17 protein-coding genes and 1 pseudogene are annotated in these 15,126 nt (G+C 36.5%); 10 read left to right on the forward strand and 8 right to left on the reverse strand.

The window, feature by feature from the left end:
- Nucleotides 1-3 precede the first annotated feature (3 nt).
- On the reverse strand, nucleotides 4-660 hold the full coding sequence (locus EDC17_RS12295; protein ID WP_132778367.1) for a response regulator transcription factor: 657 nt from the start codon (nucleotides 658-660) through the stop codon (nucleotides 4-6).
- 470 nt (nucleotides 661-1,130) lie between these two features.
- On the opposite strand from EDC17_RS12295, the gene EDC17_RS12300 reads away from it, so the two are divergent.
- Nucleotides 1,131-3,287, forward strand: coding sequence for a sensor histidine kinase (locus EDC17_RS12300; protein ID WP_132778368.1), 2,157 nt, complete (start codon nucleotides 1,131-1,133; stop codon nucleotides 3,285-3,287).
- An 8-nt stretch (nucleotides 3,288-3,295) separates the two neighbouring features.
- Here the strand turns inward: EDC17_RS12300 and EDC17_RS12305 are convergent, their stop codons facing one another.
- Nucleotides 3,296-3,802, reverse strand: coding sequence for a hypothetical protein (locus tag EDC17_RS12305; RefSeq protein ID WP_132778369.1), 507 nt, complete (start codon nucleotides 3,800-3,802; stop codon nucleotides 3,296-3,298).
- A gap of 273 nt (nucleotides 3,803-4,075) precedes the next feature.
- Between EDC17_RS12305 and EDC17_RS12310 the strand changes: the two genes are divergently transcribed.
- Nucleotides 4,076-4,588, forward strand: a complete 513-nt coding sequence (locus EDC17_RS12310; RefSeq protein ID WP_132778370.1) for an RNA polymerase sigma factor — start codon at nucleotides 4,076-4,078, stop codon at nucleotides 4,586-4,588.
- Between the two features lie 247 nt (nucleotides 4,589-4,835).
- Here EDC17_RS12310 and EDC17_RS12315 read toward each other — a convergent pair.
- From EDC17_RS12315 to EDC17_RS12335, 5 genes and pseudogenes are all read right to left on the reverse strand, one after another.
- Nucleotides 4,836-6,283: pseudogene (locus EDC17_RS12315) on the reverse strand (IS1182 family transposase).
- A 327-nt stretch (nucleotides 6,284-6,610) separates the two neighbouring features.
- Nucleotides 6,611-6,811: a hypothetical protein gene (locus EDC17_RS12320; protein ID WP_132778371.1), complete on the reverse strand. Its 201-nt coding sequence runs from the start codon at nucleotides 6,809-6,811 to the stop codon at nucleotides 6,611-6,613.
- Between the two features lie 10 nt (nucleotides 6,812-6,821).
- A complete protein-coding gene (locus EDC17_RS12325; RefSeq protein ID WP_132778372.1) occupies nucleotides 6,822-7,355 on the reverse strand; it encodes a DUF4142 domain-containing protein in 534 nt (177 codons plus the stop codon).
- Between the two features lie 67 nt (nucleotides 7,356-7,422).
- On the reverse strand, nucleotides 7,423-7,653 hold the full coding sequence (locus EDC17_RS12330; protein ID WP_132778373.1) for a hypothetical protein: 231 nt from the start codon (nucleotides 7,651-7,653) through the stop codon (nucleotides 7,423-7,425).
- Nucleotides 7,654-7,678: 25 nt separating this feature from the next.
- Complete coding sequence (locus EDC17_RS12335; RefSeq protein WP_132778374.1) at nucleotides 7,679-8,179, reverse strand: CinA family protein; 501 nt, start codon at nucleotides 8,177-8,179, stop codon at nucleotides 7,679-7,681.
- A 193-nt stretch (nucleotides 8,180-8,372) separates the two neighbouring features.
- Between EDC17_RS12335 and EDC17_RS12340 the strand changes: the two genes are divergently transcribed.
- Nucleotides 8,373-8,741 carry a hypothetical protein gene (locus tag EDC17_RS12340; RefSeq protein WP_132778375.1) on the forward strand — a complete coding sequence of 123 codons (369 nt, stop codon included), beginning with the start codon at nucleotides 8,373-8,375 and terminating at the stop codon, nucleotides 8,739-8,741.
- Between the two features lie 151 nt (nucleotides 8,742-8,892).
- Here EDC17_RS12340 and EDC17_RS12345 read toward each other — a convergent pair whose 3' ends face one another.
- Nucleotides 8,893-9,417, reverse strand: a complete 525-nt coding sequence (locus EDC17_RS12345) for a YciE/YciF ferroxidase family protein (protein WP_132778376.1) — start codon at nucleotides 9,415-9,417, stop codon at nucleotides 8,893-8,895.
- A gap of 222 nt (nucleotides 9,418-9,639) precedes the next feature.
- On the opposite strand from EDC17_RS12345, the gene EDC17_RS12350 reads away from it, so the two are divergent.
- The 7 genes from EDC17_RS12350 to idi all read left to right on the forward strand — a co-directional run bounded on the left by EDC17_RS12350 (nucleotide 9,640) and on the right by idi (nucleotide 14,905).
- The gene (locus EDC17_RS12350) at nucleotides 9,640-10,311 is read left to right on the forward strand and encodes a MarR family winged helix-turn-helix transcriptional regulator (RefSeq protein WP_132778377.1); all 672 of its coding nucleotides are present in this window, start codon (nucleotides 9,640-9,642) and stop codon (nucleotides 10,309-10,311) included.
- A gap of 125 nt (nucleotides 10,312-10,436) precedes the next feature.
- Nucleotides 10,437-11,921, forward strand: coding sequence for a phytoene desaturase family protein (locus tag EDC17_RS12355; protein ID WP_132778378.1), 1,485 nt, complete (start codon nucleotides 10,437-10,439; stop codon nucleotides 11,919-11,921).
- A 7-nt stretch (nucleotides 11,922-11,928) separates the two neighbouring features.
- On the forward strand, nucleotides 11,929-12,765 hold the full coding sequence (locus EDC17_RS12360) for a phytoene/squalene synthase family protein (RefSeq protein WP_132778379.1): 837 nt from the start codon (nucleotides 11,929-11,931) through the stop codon (nucleotides 12,763-12,765).
- Entirely contained in the window at nucleotides 12,762-13,139 is a 378-nt protein-coding gene (locus tag EDC17_RS12365) for a hypothetical protein (RefSeq protein ID WP_132778380.1), read from the forward strand. Before EDC17_RS12360 ends, EDC17_RS12365 begins: the two co-directional genes overlap by 4 nt.
- 75 nt (nucleotides 13,140-13,214) lie before the next feature.
- Nucleotides 13,215-13,664, forward strand: coding sequence for a sterol desaturase family protein (locus EDC17_RS12370; RefSeq protein WP_132778381.1), 450 nt, complete (start codon nucleotides 13,215-13,217; stop codon nucleotides 13,662-13,664).
- A complete protein-coding gene (locus EDC17_RS12375; RefSeq protein ID WP_132778382.1) occupies nucleotides 13,665-14,369 on the forward strand; it encodes a lycopene cyclase domain-containing protein in 705 nt (234 codons plus the stop codon).
- Complete coding sequence (idi, locus tag EDC17_RS12380) at nucleotides 14,366-14,905, forward strand: isopentenyl-diphosphate Delta-isomerase (protein ID WP_132778383.1); 540 nt, start codon at nucleotides 14,366-14,368, stop codon at nucleotides 14,903-14,905. Before EDC17_RS12375 ends, idi begins: the two co-directional genes overlap by 4 nt.
- Nucleotides 14,906-15,126: the final 221 nt, after the last annotated feature.

Here is a 15,126-nt window from a genome sequence, read left to right on the forward strand (position 1 = left end):
TGACTAAGTGACTAAATTATGCTGTACTGCAAATTTTATGAGTTCAGCTGAATTTTTCACTTTTATCTTATTAATGAGACTTTGTCTATGGCCTTCGACAGTTCTTTTACTCAGGAATAATTTGTCCGCAATTTCCATATTAGTGTACCCCTCACTGATAAACTGTAATACTTCTCCCTCTCTTTCGGAAAGATCAAGATCAATCTTCTTGGATTTATGCCCATTTTCCACATAGGTATTCGACGATAGCAGATCCATCATCACCATCATTAACTCCTCACAAATATATCTGCCGCCTCGTGCGATATGCGTTACCGCAAATATGAGTTCATTATACCCTACATTTTTGACTAGATAGCCTTTGGCACCTCGGTTGAAGGCATTGATAACCTGATCTGCTGTATTCAACATAGAAAGTAGTATGACCTTGACCATTGGATAGTTTTCAGCCAAATAACTCGTGACCTCCAGACCATCCATCATAGGCATATTAATGTCCGTAATCACTACGTCCGGTACGGATCCCTGTGACAGAATATCCATCAGCTCGACCCCATTTTTCGCCTCATTAATAATTTCGATTTCTCCAGAGGTATCCAATAGTAACTTGATACCATTCCGCACCACCAAATGATCTTCGACCAAGATAACTTTAATCATAAGTATTACATTAATTAGGAGTTTTCTTTCATAAGTACCAAACTAAAAACAAAATTTGAGCCAATTTGTTTGATGATAAACGATAAATAACAATTTTATTTAGAAGAAACGTATACAATATAATGCATAGATATTGATTTATAAGAATATAGAGTCATATTTTATCATAATAGGAAATAATATTCTCATAAATTGAAGAATTTTACGTTACTGGAAGTATAAATACGGTATTATCTACCGAAATAAAAGTTTTCTATGATGAATGAGCAATATTTATTTACAGCAAGACAACCTTTGATTAAAAAAACATATTTATAATAAAACATTTATAATCTTAAACGAATGATTTTTGTAAAACAAGGCGTTCATATTACCCTAAAAGCAAAAATAAAATAAAGGTTAATAACAGATAAATTACAATATAAGGAGTAGTAATACCATATCTTTAGTATAAATACATACAATTACATATGAAAATATCACGTGTTCAATCCTTTGGTCATTTAATAATATTAGATTCTTCTCTCAATATTATAGGTATTACAGCAAATATCAATCAGATATTGTCTATACCTGCCGAGTCATTGTTAAATACTCCGGTAGAAAATTTATTAAAAAAACTGTTTCAAACCTCCTACAAAAAAATTAAAAAATTAATTGAATCTTTTGTCGTGGGAAGACCTCCCCGTGCACTAGTTACAGCCAAAATCAACCAACAATCACAGTATATAAAAATCAGTAAAATAGATAATCATATTTATATCGAGGCCGAGCCACAATACCGGAAAAATATCTCCACCACCGATCTGAATGAAATTGCCTTTTTGTTTGAAAGCAACTACCATAATAATTGGAAATCCGTATGTAAAGCCATTAACCGGATAATACACTTTGATCGCGTGCTGGTGTTGCAAATGCAAGATACGGGATATTGTAAGGTCATCGCCGAAAACCATAATGCCAATGTAGAACCTTTTTTGGATAAGCAGTTTTCCAAAGATTATTTGACGCCCGACCTTATAGCACATTACAAAGGGGCACCCTATCGTTATGTGGCAAATATGGAAGCGGAGCCACAATCCTTTTATAGTATTTCCGATTTTGATCTATCCAGTACACAATTGGTCAATCCGCCAGAAAGTAAAACCAACTATTTTAATTTTTTAGGTGTCCAGACGGGATTGTTTTTCCCTTTGTATCTTAACGGTAAATTCTGGGGATTGGTGATTGCTCATAGTGTCAATAAGAAATTCGTTGATCTTCAAAAACGTAAAGTGTGCACTTTCATCGTACAGAATGCAATGAGTAAGTATGAAACCTTGGTCAAACAAGGCCGATTAGATATCAATCAACAGATTTATGCATTTCAAGATCATTTGCTGCAAAGATTAGCTTATCACAAGACCATTAATTGTGCGCTAGTAGAGAGCCTCAACAATCTTCGTCTTATGATGCAATCTGACGGTGTTGCTATATTTAATGAAGGGGATGTCTATTTTGATGGCATTGATCTATCGACCAATGATTTTTTTGATATCATTAAATATATTCAGCAATTAAATAAACCTACGGTATTCATAGATCATAATTTCCGTAAGAACCACCAAAAGAATTTCAAACAAAAATTGCCTTTTGCGGGATTATTAGCGTATAACGTAGACAAGAACAAGGGATATTATATAGTTTGGTTTCGCAAGGAAACCATTATGCACGAAACCCAAATGCGTATATGTTCCGATTCGCCCTATGGCATACAAGTCTGGCAAGAAGACATCTACGATTCGGCCCTTCCATGGAATGATGAAGAGTTGAGCCTATTGGATGGTTTACAGCAAACGCTCAATACATCGCTCATCCAAAATCTATTGGAAAATAAAAATATGGCGAAAAACCTTTCCCAACTCAATAATGAGTTGGAAATGTTTACCTATACGCTATCTCATGATTTGAAGAATCCGCTATCGATTCTCAAAATGGGATTGCAATATCTGGAGAATACCAAAGAGCAGCTGGACGAAGTAAAAAGAAAAAAATGGTTTACTACCCTATCTTCCGGTATTCAAAATATTGAAGATATCATTAACAATATTCTGCATCTTTCGCACGACAAATACAATAAAATCACTAAGGATAGTATACCTCTGAAATTTTTGCTTCGTAAAATAGTCGAAGAAACCCGCTTAGTCTACGAAGGAAATACCTGTGAGGTAGTATATGGCACCTTACTCCCGATCTGGGGTGAAAAAAGTGCTGTCTATCAAGTATTCACCAATGTGATCAGCAATGCGATGAAATATTCGCAGCAAAAGCCTGAGCCTAAAATCTACATTGGTAGCAAAATAGAAAATAATGCAGTATGCTATGAAATTCGGGATAATGGAATAGGAATTCCAGCATCAGACATGGACAGAATTTATAATATGTTTGGTAGAGGGAAAAACACGACTTATTATAAAGGAAGTGGTATAGGGCTATCGCTTGTGAAGCGTATAATGGATCGATTAGAGGCGCATATTGAAATTACGTCTACGGAAGGCGAAGGCACTACTGTGCGCATGCGTTTCCCGATTATTGGAGAGTTTCCTAATGTGATGCTCGAAAGAACCTCTGCCGAGGAACACGGCTAATAATGCTGTTAATTTAGCATATAAGTCTTCGTAATCATATTTTTGTAATCCTCGATAAAGCAAACCATTTGCAGGTATGAATCAAGCGTGTAATAATGCAAGGACTCAAGTTCTTTATCCTGCAGTATACGCAAGTAGATATCTTTTTGATTATGAAGATTTGTAACCAATTTTTCCAAGAGAAACTCATAATATGAGGAACTATCCTGCACGAGTTTTTCTACCTCGTTACTTATCTCTTCATAAGTAGATAAGGATAGATTAAGTTTCTTATTTTCGCACAAACCTACTAGATTAGGTTGCGTTTCCGAATAAAAGTTAAGCACCTTCGTGCCCATTATACATTCATCATCAGAAGGACAGTGGTCGACCAACTTCTCCAACAGCATTAACCCTTCTGTACGAAGGTATACGATTTCTTCTAATACCACTTTTTCCTTCATTGCGTTGTCGATCGGTTTGCCCGAGCACGACAGTAAAACAACACTAGCCCAAAGATACACTAACACTCGCATACAACATTTTATTTAGTAAGTCAGCAATAGTATATCTAGAATGTTGCCAAGCTTGGCATTCCACTATACAAGAAGTTCTTTTTGCGTATTAATACGCTCCTATAAAACCACTTTTAAGGGATAGTACGCACACATTACGCACTTAATGAGAATTAAATCTTGTTGTAATTCGGTAAATACTATTTATATCTTAACAAATACCCTATTGCATCAAAATGTAGATTTTAAGCACTGTTTTTGTTTTACTCTTGGCACAACTAAAAACATACATCTATGAAAGACAAGGCCTTTAACAATCAGCTATTAGAGTATCAAAAGATACTTAAGAATTTAGCAAAACGCTTTACTAAAGATCAAGAAGCAATCAACGATTTAGTACAAGAAACATTTATCCGTGCTTTAAAATACATGGATCAGTTCTTTAACAATCCACGTGTGGTATCTTGGTTATTTGTAATTATGCGCAACATCTACATCAATCAGTACAAGCGCTTGAGTTATCAGCAAAATTATGATGATATCAGCTTGTACTATTACAACCAAAATACATCCACAGAACCTTATAGTGAAGATATATCGGACAAAAGAATGATGCTTGGGGACATCTCTAAAATTTTGAGCGATATGCCTTCTACACACGGCGAAATGTTTAACAACTATATAGATGGATACAAATACAGAGAATTATCTGAAATGTATGGCATTCCTGAAGGAACGATTAAATCAAGAATCCATATTATTCGTAAGACGCTCCAAAAAAGATTAAACATGAAGTATAGCGCTTAAAATCACACACACAATTATAACATAAAAAAGGCCTTCCCTACAGGAGGGCACAGAAAAAGCCTCAACTTTCTAATGAGACTTAAAGAAATGACTGAGTATAGGTTTTCCCTTACTCGGTCATTTTTGTTCAAAGGATTTCTGGAAGTTTATTTTTTAATGGTCTTGTTGAAGGTGTAAGCGACTAGGACTTGCTATTTGAGTTTTTAGCATCCCATCTAGGCTTTTTTTGAGGCAATATCCCACCTTTTTAGATCAATTTCAGGATTCTTTTCAAGTTTACGGTGAAGATGGCCATTGCACCCTGCATTTCCATATTGTGGATTCCGTAAGCATCAGCTCTGCCATAGCCATGGACATTCTTGAGCTCACTGTTCTTGGCCTCGATCTTATACCTTTGCTTAGACTTGCTTCGATAATAATCGGTTTGCTGGAAAGCCATCTGCTCCCTATCGAGTTCGGATTTTATGGAGACTGAATAGGATTTGGTTCTGGCTCCTTGCTTGTAACATCCTTCCCTAAGAGGACAGACCTTACATTTCTCCACATCAAAGTAATAGGTCTCCGTTTGATTTGTACCTTGTTCCTTCTTTCCCTGACGCGCCTTGCGGATGGCCAAATGTCCTGCGGGACAAACAAACATATCCGCATCTTTATTATAGTCAAACTTGTCTTTATCTTTCCTAAAGCCTTGGGTAATGGATGGATTTAATTTAGCGATGATATCAATGTTTTGTTCTTTTGCCAACTGAAGATTTTCTTTTCCCCAATACGCGGCATCACCTATTATCGTATCCACTCTCATTCCATTCTGTTGGCTGATCTCCAATAATCTGGATAGTTCAGGGCCATCACCTTTTTCGCCTGTAGTAACGACCGCTGCGGTAAGGATGCGTTCCTCGGTCATCGCCAGATGTGTTTTATAGCCAAAGAAACTGCTGTCCACTGACTTGTGTCCAAGTCTGGCCTCATCATCCTTAGAGAGCAGATAGTATTCTTTTGTGCCTTCAATGGTTTCCTTCAACAGATTCAGCTTTTCTTTCACAGCCGGTATTTCACTAATAGATTGATCCTGTCAAGGACTCTCTGTAATTCCCTGCAATAAGCAAGCTCTTGATCCAGGTCGCCCGATTCATTCTTTTGTGGTAGATTCCTCTTGTATTCCCCATCAATCTGATATATCGCTTTTCTTAATAGTTTGGAGCGTTCCCTGAGTACTGCCAATGCTGTGTGCGGATTCGATCTGGAAACGGTATGGGTCGCGTCTACGATAATAGACTTTGATTTTATAATGCCTTTTTCAAGAGCAATCGTTACGGTCCTATTGATCAACAGGTTCAACAGATCCATATCTTTTAATCGTAGTTTGCGGAATTTGGTAAACGAACTTCAATTGATCACATCCTCCTCTGGGGCCATTTCAAGAAAATATTTGAAGGACATATCATATCTGGAACGTTCAACGACATCTACATCCGAAACGGTGTAGATCGTTTTTAACAGAAGATACTTGAACATCTTGATAGGGCTCTCCGCTGTATGGCCATTGGTATGGCAATACTTAGCCAAAAGCTCGTCATAAATAAAACTGAAATCGATAAGATCGTTGATTTTTCGAAGTAGATTATCATTTGGAACGATAATATCGTACAATCCTGAATAAGAACTGAACTGTATTTTTTGTTGGGTAGAGAGCATCCTGATGTCCATTAAAGCCTACCTTAAAACACGAAAAAGGGAGCAGAAAACTGTAGTTTTCGACTCCCTTTTTTAACCTTTTTTTCTAAGGGGACTTTTTCAGTGCCCTCCCCAACAGAAAGCCTTTTTTTTGTGAACTAAATTTCAGCATCACACTTTGTTACTCCTATTTAAAACTTTATTAATATTTGTCTTCCAAGCATTCTATCGCAAGATTGAATATTACGACATCTACAAAAGTGAATGCAAAAGGAAAGCCCTGATTACATGCATCAAGGCTTTCGTACTATTTGGTGATAAATCACCTACCACAAAAAAACGTATAGATTATTCTTTCTCCTTTGGCATGTCTGTAGGATCATTCGGCATATCATTGATTTGATCCACTTGCGGATCAACTCCTGCCTCCGCATCACCATCGATTTTTTTATCCCGATCGATTTTTTTGTGACCATCCTTAGTCAAAACTTCTTTTTTGTCTTTATGCATTTCTCTGCCTATTGGCTTATCTTCGTGTATTGTTGCCATAATATCTAAATTATTGTCTAATGATTACGTTTGTTGTATCCGTCGGCAATTCCGCAATGCTTAGGCCTTGTGCCGCGGACAAGTGACTTTTTAATCCTGGAAGTTTGCTCTCCATCCATGTTTTAATTTCAGCATTGTCTATTGCCATATTCGCGATGACACTTTGAAAATATCCGATCGTAGCTTCATGTGTTTCTATCGCTTTTGCTTTAAACCAGCTATCAAACTGTACCGGAGTTAGATTTTGTAAGGAATCTAAGGGTAATACACTATCCTCAATTCGCACACCAGAAAGATCTATATTTTGATCTGCTGCAAACGTAGCGAGCTCGTCTCCCATTGTCGTGTGATCCAGGATAAGCATATTCGCATAATTTCTTATCTCTTCCGAAGAAGCTTTTTCCTTAGCCATTGTTGCCAACATTATTTCTTTCATATTGTCGTGATGCACTTTTTTGACTACCGAAGCTATATCCTCTTGAACAAAACTAAATAAGAAGGTAATTCCTAGAATTAAACTTCCTAATAACCCCATCTTTTTCATAAGTCTTTTACTTTAATGAACATATTCTTCAAATTATTCGTTCATAAAATAGGTTATAAATAGGTAACTATTGATTTCGATTGATCGAATCTGCGCGGATACTATCCTGCAGCACACTGTCAATGGATCCATACACGACCTCGTCATTAGGATTCAAATTATAACGATCTCTGTCCATTTCGGTTACCGGGCCTGGTGTATTAGGGTCCGTGGTGTCACTGGTGCCTTCTGAATTAGATTGCCCACAACCAATAAGACCAAATACGACCGCAATAAGTGTTATTTTTAATGTTTTCATGTTCTTGATTTTTATAGTTTAATATTTAATTGAATTGTTGTATCCATTTATATAAATCCGCATAGATGCTATTACATGTTTGTATGAGAATAGCCCCAGCGTTGCCTTCAAAATGTTTTTCGAAAACTTTGCGTTTACCACGATAGCTGAATACGTAGTATACTGTTCCTACCGGTCGATGTTGATTGGGATTCGGACTATCAAATGCTAAGCCCGTGACAGCAACATATACATCAGCGTCTGCAACCAATTTTTCTAGCCCTTCTACGAGAGCAAGCGTGGTTTCAATAGATTCGGCAGTATGTGCATCGAGAATGGATTGCGGAATTCCTAAAAGATTCTTTTTTATGGAATCATCATAACATACAATACTACCCAAATAATAATTGCCGCTGCATACTTCCAAAGCCCAGGTACTACTTAGAAATCCGGCCGTCATACTTTCCGCGCACATAAGCTTCAGTCCGCGCTCGGCCAAATATTCGCCACAGCGATGCATTGCAGGCTCATCTATTTTTCTTTTCATGCTTATATTAATGTTTAATCCTTAATTATATAAACGCTTAACACCTTATTTAGTTGGTTTTCAATGAATATAATTCCACCATCGAGTGTTTATACGTTTCAAACAAGTGTTTTACAATCGCTTTTACCGTATTATTTCAACAAACACTTGTTTGTGGTAATGGTTATATAAATAACAATTTAATGATATCACTATGAAAAAGCAACTTATAAACACAACGCCAGGACTAGGTCCTATCGTGTGTATTACACTCTCAGGAAGCAATCCAGATATGCCAGGATTTGACGGTAATCTACAAGATGAAGAAAATCCAAACTTGGATGATCAAGATGATATGGACATCGATCCAGAAATTGAACCTATCGAAGAAGAAGGAATACTCCCTGAAGGTGAAGAGCAAAATGTTCCAGATCCGGATGACATAGAAGATGAAGGAATTGATCCAGATTATACAGACATCCCAATGGAAACTCCTTCGAGAGACAACGATGCAATAGGTCCAGACCATGAGCCACAAGTAAATAGTTCACGCAACGACAATAGCGGACAAGGAATATTGTAATCTATATCCTGGCATCATTAGTCCAACATATATTTACTTTTAAATATGCTGAGTTTTCACTCAGCATATTTTTTTGTTTTAAAAATTAAGCATAAAAAAAGCAACACGATTGCTCGCATTGCCTTTTCATATGGTAGATAAATGTAGATTTTTATTTAGCTTCCGAAGCCAAATTTGCTTCATTCATCGCAATGGTAGTAAGTAGTTCGTCTGTTTCTTTTTCCTCCGCTAGGATGGTTTTAAGAATTTCAGCGGCTTCCGTATGTTCCATTAACTCTGCATAAGTCACCAGACATCCGTATGATGCAATCTCATAATGCTCTACTTTTTGAGCAGCCGCAATCAGCGCCGCATCCAATACTTCTGGTGAATCCTCAAATTCCTCAGCGATTTCATCTGCTTCTTCTAGCAATCCTTCCATCGCCTTACATTTTTTACCTCGAGCAGTAAGATCCAAATTACTGAACACTTCTTTCAGACGCTCAATCTGATCTTCTGTTTGTTGATAATGTGTTTCGAATGCTTCTTTTAAGGTATCGCTTTTAGCTGCTTTTGACATTTTTTTAAGACCTTTCAATAGTTGTCTTTCTGCCCCAAGCATATCTTTCAAAGCATCAACCATTAATTCATGTAAATGACCATTTTTCATGCTTTGTTGTTGTTTTGATGTTGCCATAATTTCCCTTTTTTAATTGTTTACTGCATTAACCTTTGAGCAAGTAATAAGTTCATGAAAATCAAACAAACCGTATTTTTATAGTGATGACAAGTATTTGTACTCGTTTTGCAAGTAATTTTGGCAATATATTTTCAAAAAGAACACATTTTTCCTTTTAATTTTATTTAAAAGATTAATTATTTAGCTAAATCATATATCTTTGGATTTCATATTTTATCTATGAACTACAATCTAATAAAAGATATCCTTACCCTTATTGAATCTTTTGAGAAGATTAATAAAAATCAATCTTACCAAAATTCGATTGATGGGTTTTGTCAGTGGATAATAGATGACATGGGACCATCGGATTCTAGTAATTTGGATTGGGCCAATAAAAAGAACGGACGATCTGTCGAAAGCGTTATCAGCACGATGTTAGTTCATATGGGCAAATATGCCAAAAGCTATTCGAAGTCCGCAATCCATGATTCGGCGTTCTCTACCCAAGACGAATTTATATACCTTATTACCTTGAAAACATTCGGGGTAATGACCAAAACAGAATTGATCCGACACAATAAGCAAGATAAACCTACGGGCATTCAAATTATCAATCGTCTGATCAAATGTGGCTGGGTGGTGCAAAAAGATTCTAATAAAGACAAACGCAGCAAAATCTTAGAAATTACTCAAGATGGTATAGAAGTCTTAGACCAAAAAATGGACGACATCCGTAAAGCTTCTAAGATAGTGACGGCCGATCTGACGGAAAAAGAGAAACTCGACTTGGCCCGTATCCTCCTAAAAATGGACAGATTTCATCAAAAAGTCTTCAACAAAAACCTGAGTAACGAGCAACTTCTTCACGAAGCCTATGAAGATTATACTATTGCTCGAAATCTTAATTAATTCAAATCAAATAATTTAACAACTTTCAAAAAACCATTTGTGCATATTTTGGTTTATTATAAAATAACAATTCCAATTTAATTGTTTATTTTTATACCTTTGAGATAACAAAATGGTATTTTTAAATGCAAATAAACCAAAATACATCTATACAAAAAAAACGTATCGCTGTCCTAGGTGCGGGATTTTCAGGAATATCCGCCGCCTGCTATACGGCAAAGAAAGGCTATGAAGTGCATGTGTTTGAAAAACATAGCAGTGCCGGCGGTAGAGCTCGACAATTCCGTACGGAGAATGGCTTTGCATTTGATATGGGTCCGAGCTGGTATTGGATGCCTGATGTATTTGAGCAATTTTTCAATGATTTTGGTTATCAGGCTAAAGATTTCTACGAACTGAAATCTTTGCACCCTCAGTTCGAAATTATTTTTAAAGATGAAAAAGTCCAAGTTCCTGAGAAATACGAAGATTTAAGAAATTTATTTGAACAGATAGAGCCAGGCGCGGCACAACAATTAGATAAATTCATGGATGCCGCTAAAATCAAATACGAGATAGGCATGAAAGAGTTTATTTACAAACCTTGCCACAGCTGGACGGAGTTTGCTTCTATGCGTATCTTGAAAAACGCGGGCAAGCTGGATTTATTGAGCAATTTCGATGCTTATGTAAACAAATTCTTCAAAGATGCGCGATTAAAGATGATTATGGAGTTTCCGGTAATCTTTCTCGGCGCCGCTCCTTCTAATATCCCAGCATTATACAGTTTAATGAATTATGGTGGCTATGCATTGGGCACCTGGTATCCTATAGGCGGATTTTATGAGGTAATCCGTGCCATGAAGACTGTTGCCCAGGAATTGGACGTAAAGTTTCATTTCAATGCGGAGGTACAGCGTATAAAGACAGATTCCAATAGCATACAATCCATTCTCGTGAATGGTGAAGAATTGGAATTTGATGAAATAATCAGTTCAATAGATTATAGCCATACAGAGAAGTTGTTACCTGAAGAAAAGCGAAATTATGACGATAAATATTGGAAAAACAGAACCTTTGCTCCTTCTTGCTTAATTTTTTATTTAGGAATAAAAGGTAAGGTTCAGAATCTAAACCATCATACTTTATTTTTTGAACACGAACTCGCTACACATATCGACGACATATATACACATCAGCAATGGCCGGAAAAACCCCTATTTTATGTTTGTTGCCCGTCCAAAACCGATCCAACTGTAGCACCTTTAGAAGATGAAAATCTATTTGTGCTGATGCCGGTTGCAAATGACTTGGAAGACAATGATGCCATTCGCGAAAAATACCTGGAGGAGATGTTGGCCCGCATTGAGAAGCATACAGGTGAATCCAATCTGCGTGACCGATTAGTCTACAAGCGAAGTTACTGTGTCAATGACTTCAAAAAAGACTACAATGCATATGGTGGCAATGCGTATGGCCTAGCCAATACATTAAAGCAAACAGCAATATTCAAGCCTGCTATTTGTAATAAAAAGATTAAAAATCTGCATTATACAGGTCAGCTGACTGTCCCTGGCCCAGGAGTGCCTCCTTCTATTATCTCTGGAAAAATTGTTGCAAACGAAATTTAATAAGCCTATGAAAAACACATACGACAAACTCGCGTATTCGATAAGCAAATGTACTACGCATACCTACAGTACATCTTTTTCATTAGGGATTAAAGCATTAGATGCCAAGTTGCGATCTGCCATATATGCTATCTATGGCTATGTGCGTCTTGCAGATGAAATAGTGGATAGTTTTCATGGCTATGATCAAAGTTCGCTGCTCAATCAATTGATTAGAGAAACGGATGAAGCACTTGCAAATAAGATATCTATCAATCCGATTATTCAATCTTTTCAAGAGACTGTACACCAATACTCCATAGACAGGCAACTTATTGATCAATTTTTGCATAGTATGTCCATGGATCTGGAAAAAGTATATTATGATAAAGAAAACTATGACGAATACATATTAGGCTCTGCCGAAGTAGTAGGCCTCATGTGTTTGCACGTTTTTGTGGAAGGCGATAAAGCGCAATACGAAAAATTAAAACCTTATGCACAAAAATTGGGCAGTGCTTTTCAAAAAATCAACTTTCTTCGGGATCTCAAAGAAGATTATTATACATTAGGCCGGTTCTATTTTCCGAATCTGGATTTCATGGCTTTCAACGATGAGACCAAAAAGGTAATTGAAAAAGAAATAGAAGCAGAATTTAAAGAAGCTTTAATCGGCATCAAAATGCTACCTAATTCTTCTAAATTTGGGGTATATTTAGCTTACCGCTATTATTGGACTTTATTCAAGAAAATCCAATTGAAATCCAGCCGGGATATTTTGACAAATAGGACTCGCGTACCCAACACCGAAAAAATGTATTTGATGATGGAGTCGTATTTGAATTTGAAAATGGATAGAATATGAGGATACTACTCTTATTGATGCTACTACAGTCGGTACAATTAGTGGCTAATGATAAGTATCAGGTTTATAGAAAAAATTTGGCTATTGCCCCTAATGACACAGCATTATGCTTTAGAATGATAGAGGAATTGGCAAAACAGAAAAATGACGATAAAGCAATGGGATATTGGGGTGCATACACAATGATTAGTGCCAACCATGTCTTTAGCCCTATTCAGAAGCTGCAATCATTTAATAAAGGAAAAGATGCTTTGGAAAAAGCTATAGTACAAATTCCTAAAGATGTGGAATTACGCTATGTACGCTATGCGATACAAATATCGATACCCAAATTTTTAGGTTATAAGAATTACAAACAGATAGAAAATGGATGATGGAGCAACTGCCGCATAGCGACAAGAGTCTACAAGCTGACATCCAGACACTATTAAAATTGAATTAAACACCGTATGAATATATTGATTACCGTTTTAATATTTATAATCATGGAGCCTATTACTTGGCTCATTCATAAGTATGTGATGCATGGATTTCTATGGGTATTGCATAAGGACCACCATGACCATAGCCACGAAGGGAAATTTGAAAAAAATGATTATTTCTTTTTTATATTCTCTATTCCAGCTATACTATTATTCTATTACGGCAGTTTGAAAGATTTCAATTATTTATTTTTCATTGGCTTAGGAATTACTTTATATGGTATTGCTTATTTCTTTGTGCATGACATATTTATACATCAACGTATAAAGGTTTTTAGGGATACACAGTCCCCCTATTTTTTAGCGATACGCCGCGCACACAAGCAACATCACAAGCATATACAGAAGGAAGAAGGAGAATGTTTTGGTTTCCTGTTTGTTCCTATTAAATATTTCAAAATTTATTTTAAGAACTAAATGATTGCCTATACTTACCTACTTATTAATTTTCTGACGATAATTATCTGTTTTATATTTTCGTTTCATCCTCGGATACGATTTGATAAATATTTTAAAGGATTTATCATTGCGAGTGTGCTGGTGGCGATCCCCTTTATCGTTTGGGATATGTGGTTTACGGCACAAGGCGTCTGGTGGTTTAATACGAATTACACCATTGGGTTTTCTATTTTTAATCTTCCGCTGGAAGAATGCTTATTCTTCCTCTGTATACCTTTTAGCTGCGTGTTTACCTATTACTGCTTGACCAAATTTTTTAATCTGGATTGGGTCAACGGTTTTAATAATATAATTGTTTTTATTACGATAATCGTATGTGCAGTTATTGCACTAGTATTTTCGGATCGTACATATACTTTTGTGACTGCTGTGCTTACGGTCGCGACGGTGCTTTACATGCATTTTATAGATAAGCAAGAGTGGATTGGCGAAGCGTCATTGGTGTATACGATTTTGATGTTGGGCTTTTTGCCAGTCAATGGGGTGTTGACGGGCACAGGATTAGAGTCCCCTATTGTGAATTATAACTCTGCAGAATTTATGAATTTTCGGATAGGTACTATTCCCATCGAAGATGCGGTGTACGGATATATTATGATTTTGTGGAACTTATATTTATTTAAGAAATTAACGCGCCACCGTGCAGTAAAACAGGCTTTATGAACAGAGAAAGAGATCAGGTTGTCTTAGTGGATACGAATAATAATGCAATGGGCACGATGGAAAAGTACGAAGCGCATGTGCAAGGTCTATTGCATCGCGCCTTCTCCATCTTCATTTTTAATGACAAAGGAGAACTTTTATTGCAACAACGCGCTGCACACAAATATCACGGCGCGAATCTGTGGACCAACACATGCTGCTCCCACCAACAGCCGGGAGAAAGCACGTTAGAGGCAGCTCATGATCGCTTGAACTATGAAATGAACATGACCGCCGATCTGGAAGAGCTATTTTCGTTTATCTATAAGGCACAAGTTGAAAATAACTTAATAGAACATGAATTGGATGTGATATTATTCGGAATAGCGAATCAAGATCCACAACCCAATCCCGCAGAAGTGCAAGCTTTTCGATGGATTACTGTTGAGGATCTCGAGCTGTGGATGCAGCAAAACCCTGAGCAATTTACGTATTGGTTTAAAGACGTGTGGTCTCGAATAAAAGACCATGTCAATCAAACCATTGATATACTATAATTGATGTGTGATTTTTTAGATGTAAAAAAAGGGGCTGTATCATAAATAAGTGGTACAGTCTTTTTTTATGTTATATTTCCTCTTATTTTTATTGATATAATCATTTGATTTCCTTATATTTAAGTGTTAAAAATCGATGATTATGTCTCGGAAATTACCTAATTTCAAACCCTACTATCAGCATCAATTGATGGCCTTTCCACCAACCTTTGATGAATTGA

This window comes from Sphingobacterium alimentarium, assembly GCF_004342685.1.
GTDB classification, from domain to species: Bacteria; Bacteroidota; Bacteroidia; order Sphingobacteriales; family Sphingobacteriaceae; genus Sphingobacterium; species Sphingobacterium alimentarium.

Excerpts from the sequence above, each read along its gene's own strand:
- EDC17_RS12305 (WP_132778369.1), bottom strand. The coding sequence starts at position 3,802 with ATGCGAGTGTTAGTGTATCTTTGGGCTAGTGTTGTTTTACTGTCGTGC.
- EDC17_RS12300 (WP_132778368.1), top strand. The coding sequence starts at position 1,131 with ATGAAAATATCACGTGTTCAATCCTTTGGTCATTTAATAATATTAGAT.
- EDC17_RS12325 (WP_132778372.1), bottom strand. The coding sequence starts at position 7,355 with ATGAAAAAGATGGGGTTATTAGGAAGTTTAATTCTAGGAATTACCTTC.
- idi (WP_132778383.1), top strand. The coding sequence starts at position 14,366 with ATGAACAGAGAAAGAGATCAGGTTGTCTTAGTGGATACGAATAATAAT.
- EDC17_RS12370 (WP_132778381.1), top strand. The coding sequence starts at position 13,215 with ATGAATATATTGATTACCGTTTTAATATTTATAATCATGGAGCCTATT.
- EDC17_RS12330 (WP_132778373.1), bottom strand. The coding sequence starts at position 7,653 with ATGAAAACATTAAAAATAACACTTATTGCGGTCGTATTTGGTCTTATT.
- EDC17_RS12360 (WP_132778379.1), top strand. The coding sequence starts at position 11,929 with ATGAAAAACACATACGACAAACTCGCGTATTCGATAAGCAAATGTACT.
- EDC17_RS12345 (WP_132778376.1), bottom strand. The coding sequence starts at position 9,417 with ATGGCAACATCAAAACAACAACAAAGCATGAAAAATGGTCATTTACAT.
- EDC17_RS12295 (WP_132778367.1), bottom strand. The coding sequence starts at position 660 with ATGATTAAAGTTATCTTGGTCGAAGATCATTTGGTGGTGCGGAATGGT.
- EDC17_RS12340 (WP_132778375.1), top strand. The coding sequence starts at position 8,373 with ATGAAAAAGCAACTTATAAACACAACGCCAGGACTAGGTCCTATCGTG.
- EDC17_RS12335 (WP_132778374.1), bottom strand. The coding sequence starts at position 8,179 with ATGAAAAGAAAAATAGATGAGCCTGCAATGCATCGCTGTGGCGAATAT.
- EDC17_RS12375 (WP_132778382.1), top strand. The coding sequence starts at position 13,665 with ATGATTGCCTATACTTACCTACTTATTAATTTTCTGACGATAATTATC.
- EDC17_RS12365 (WP_132778380.1), top strand. The coding sequence starts at position 12,762 with ATGAGGATACTACTCTTATTGATGCTACTACAGTCGGTACAATTAGTG.
- EDC17_RS12355 (WP_132778378.1), top strand. The coding sequence starts at position 10,437 with ATGCAAATAAACCAAAATACATCTATACAAAAAAAACGTATCGCTGTC.
- EDC17_RS12310 (WP_132778370.1), top strand. The coding sequence starts at position 4,076 with ATGAAAGACAAGGCCTTTAACAATCAGCTATTAGAGTATCAAAAGATA.
- EDC17_RS12320 (WP_132778371.1), bottom strand. The coding sequence starts at position 6,811 with ATGGCAACAATACACGAAGATAAGCCAATAGGCAGAGAAATGCATAAA.
- EDC17_RS12350 (WP_132778377.1), top strand. The coding sequence starts at position 9,640 with ATGAACTACAATCTAATAAAAGATATCCTTACCCTTATTGAATCTTTT.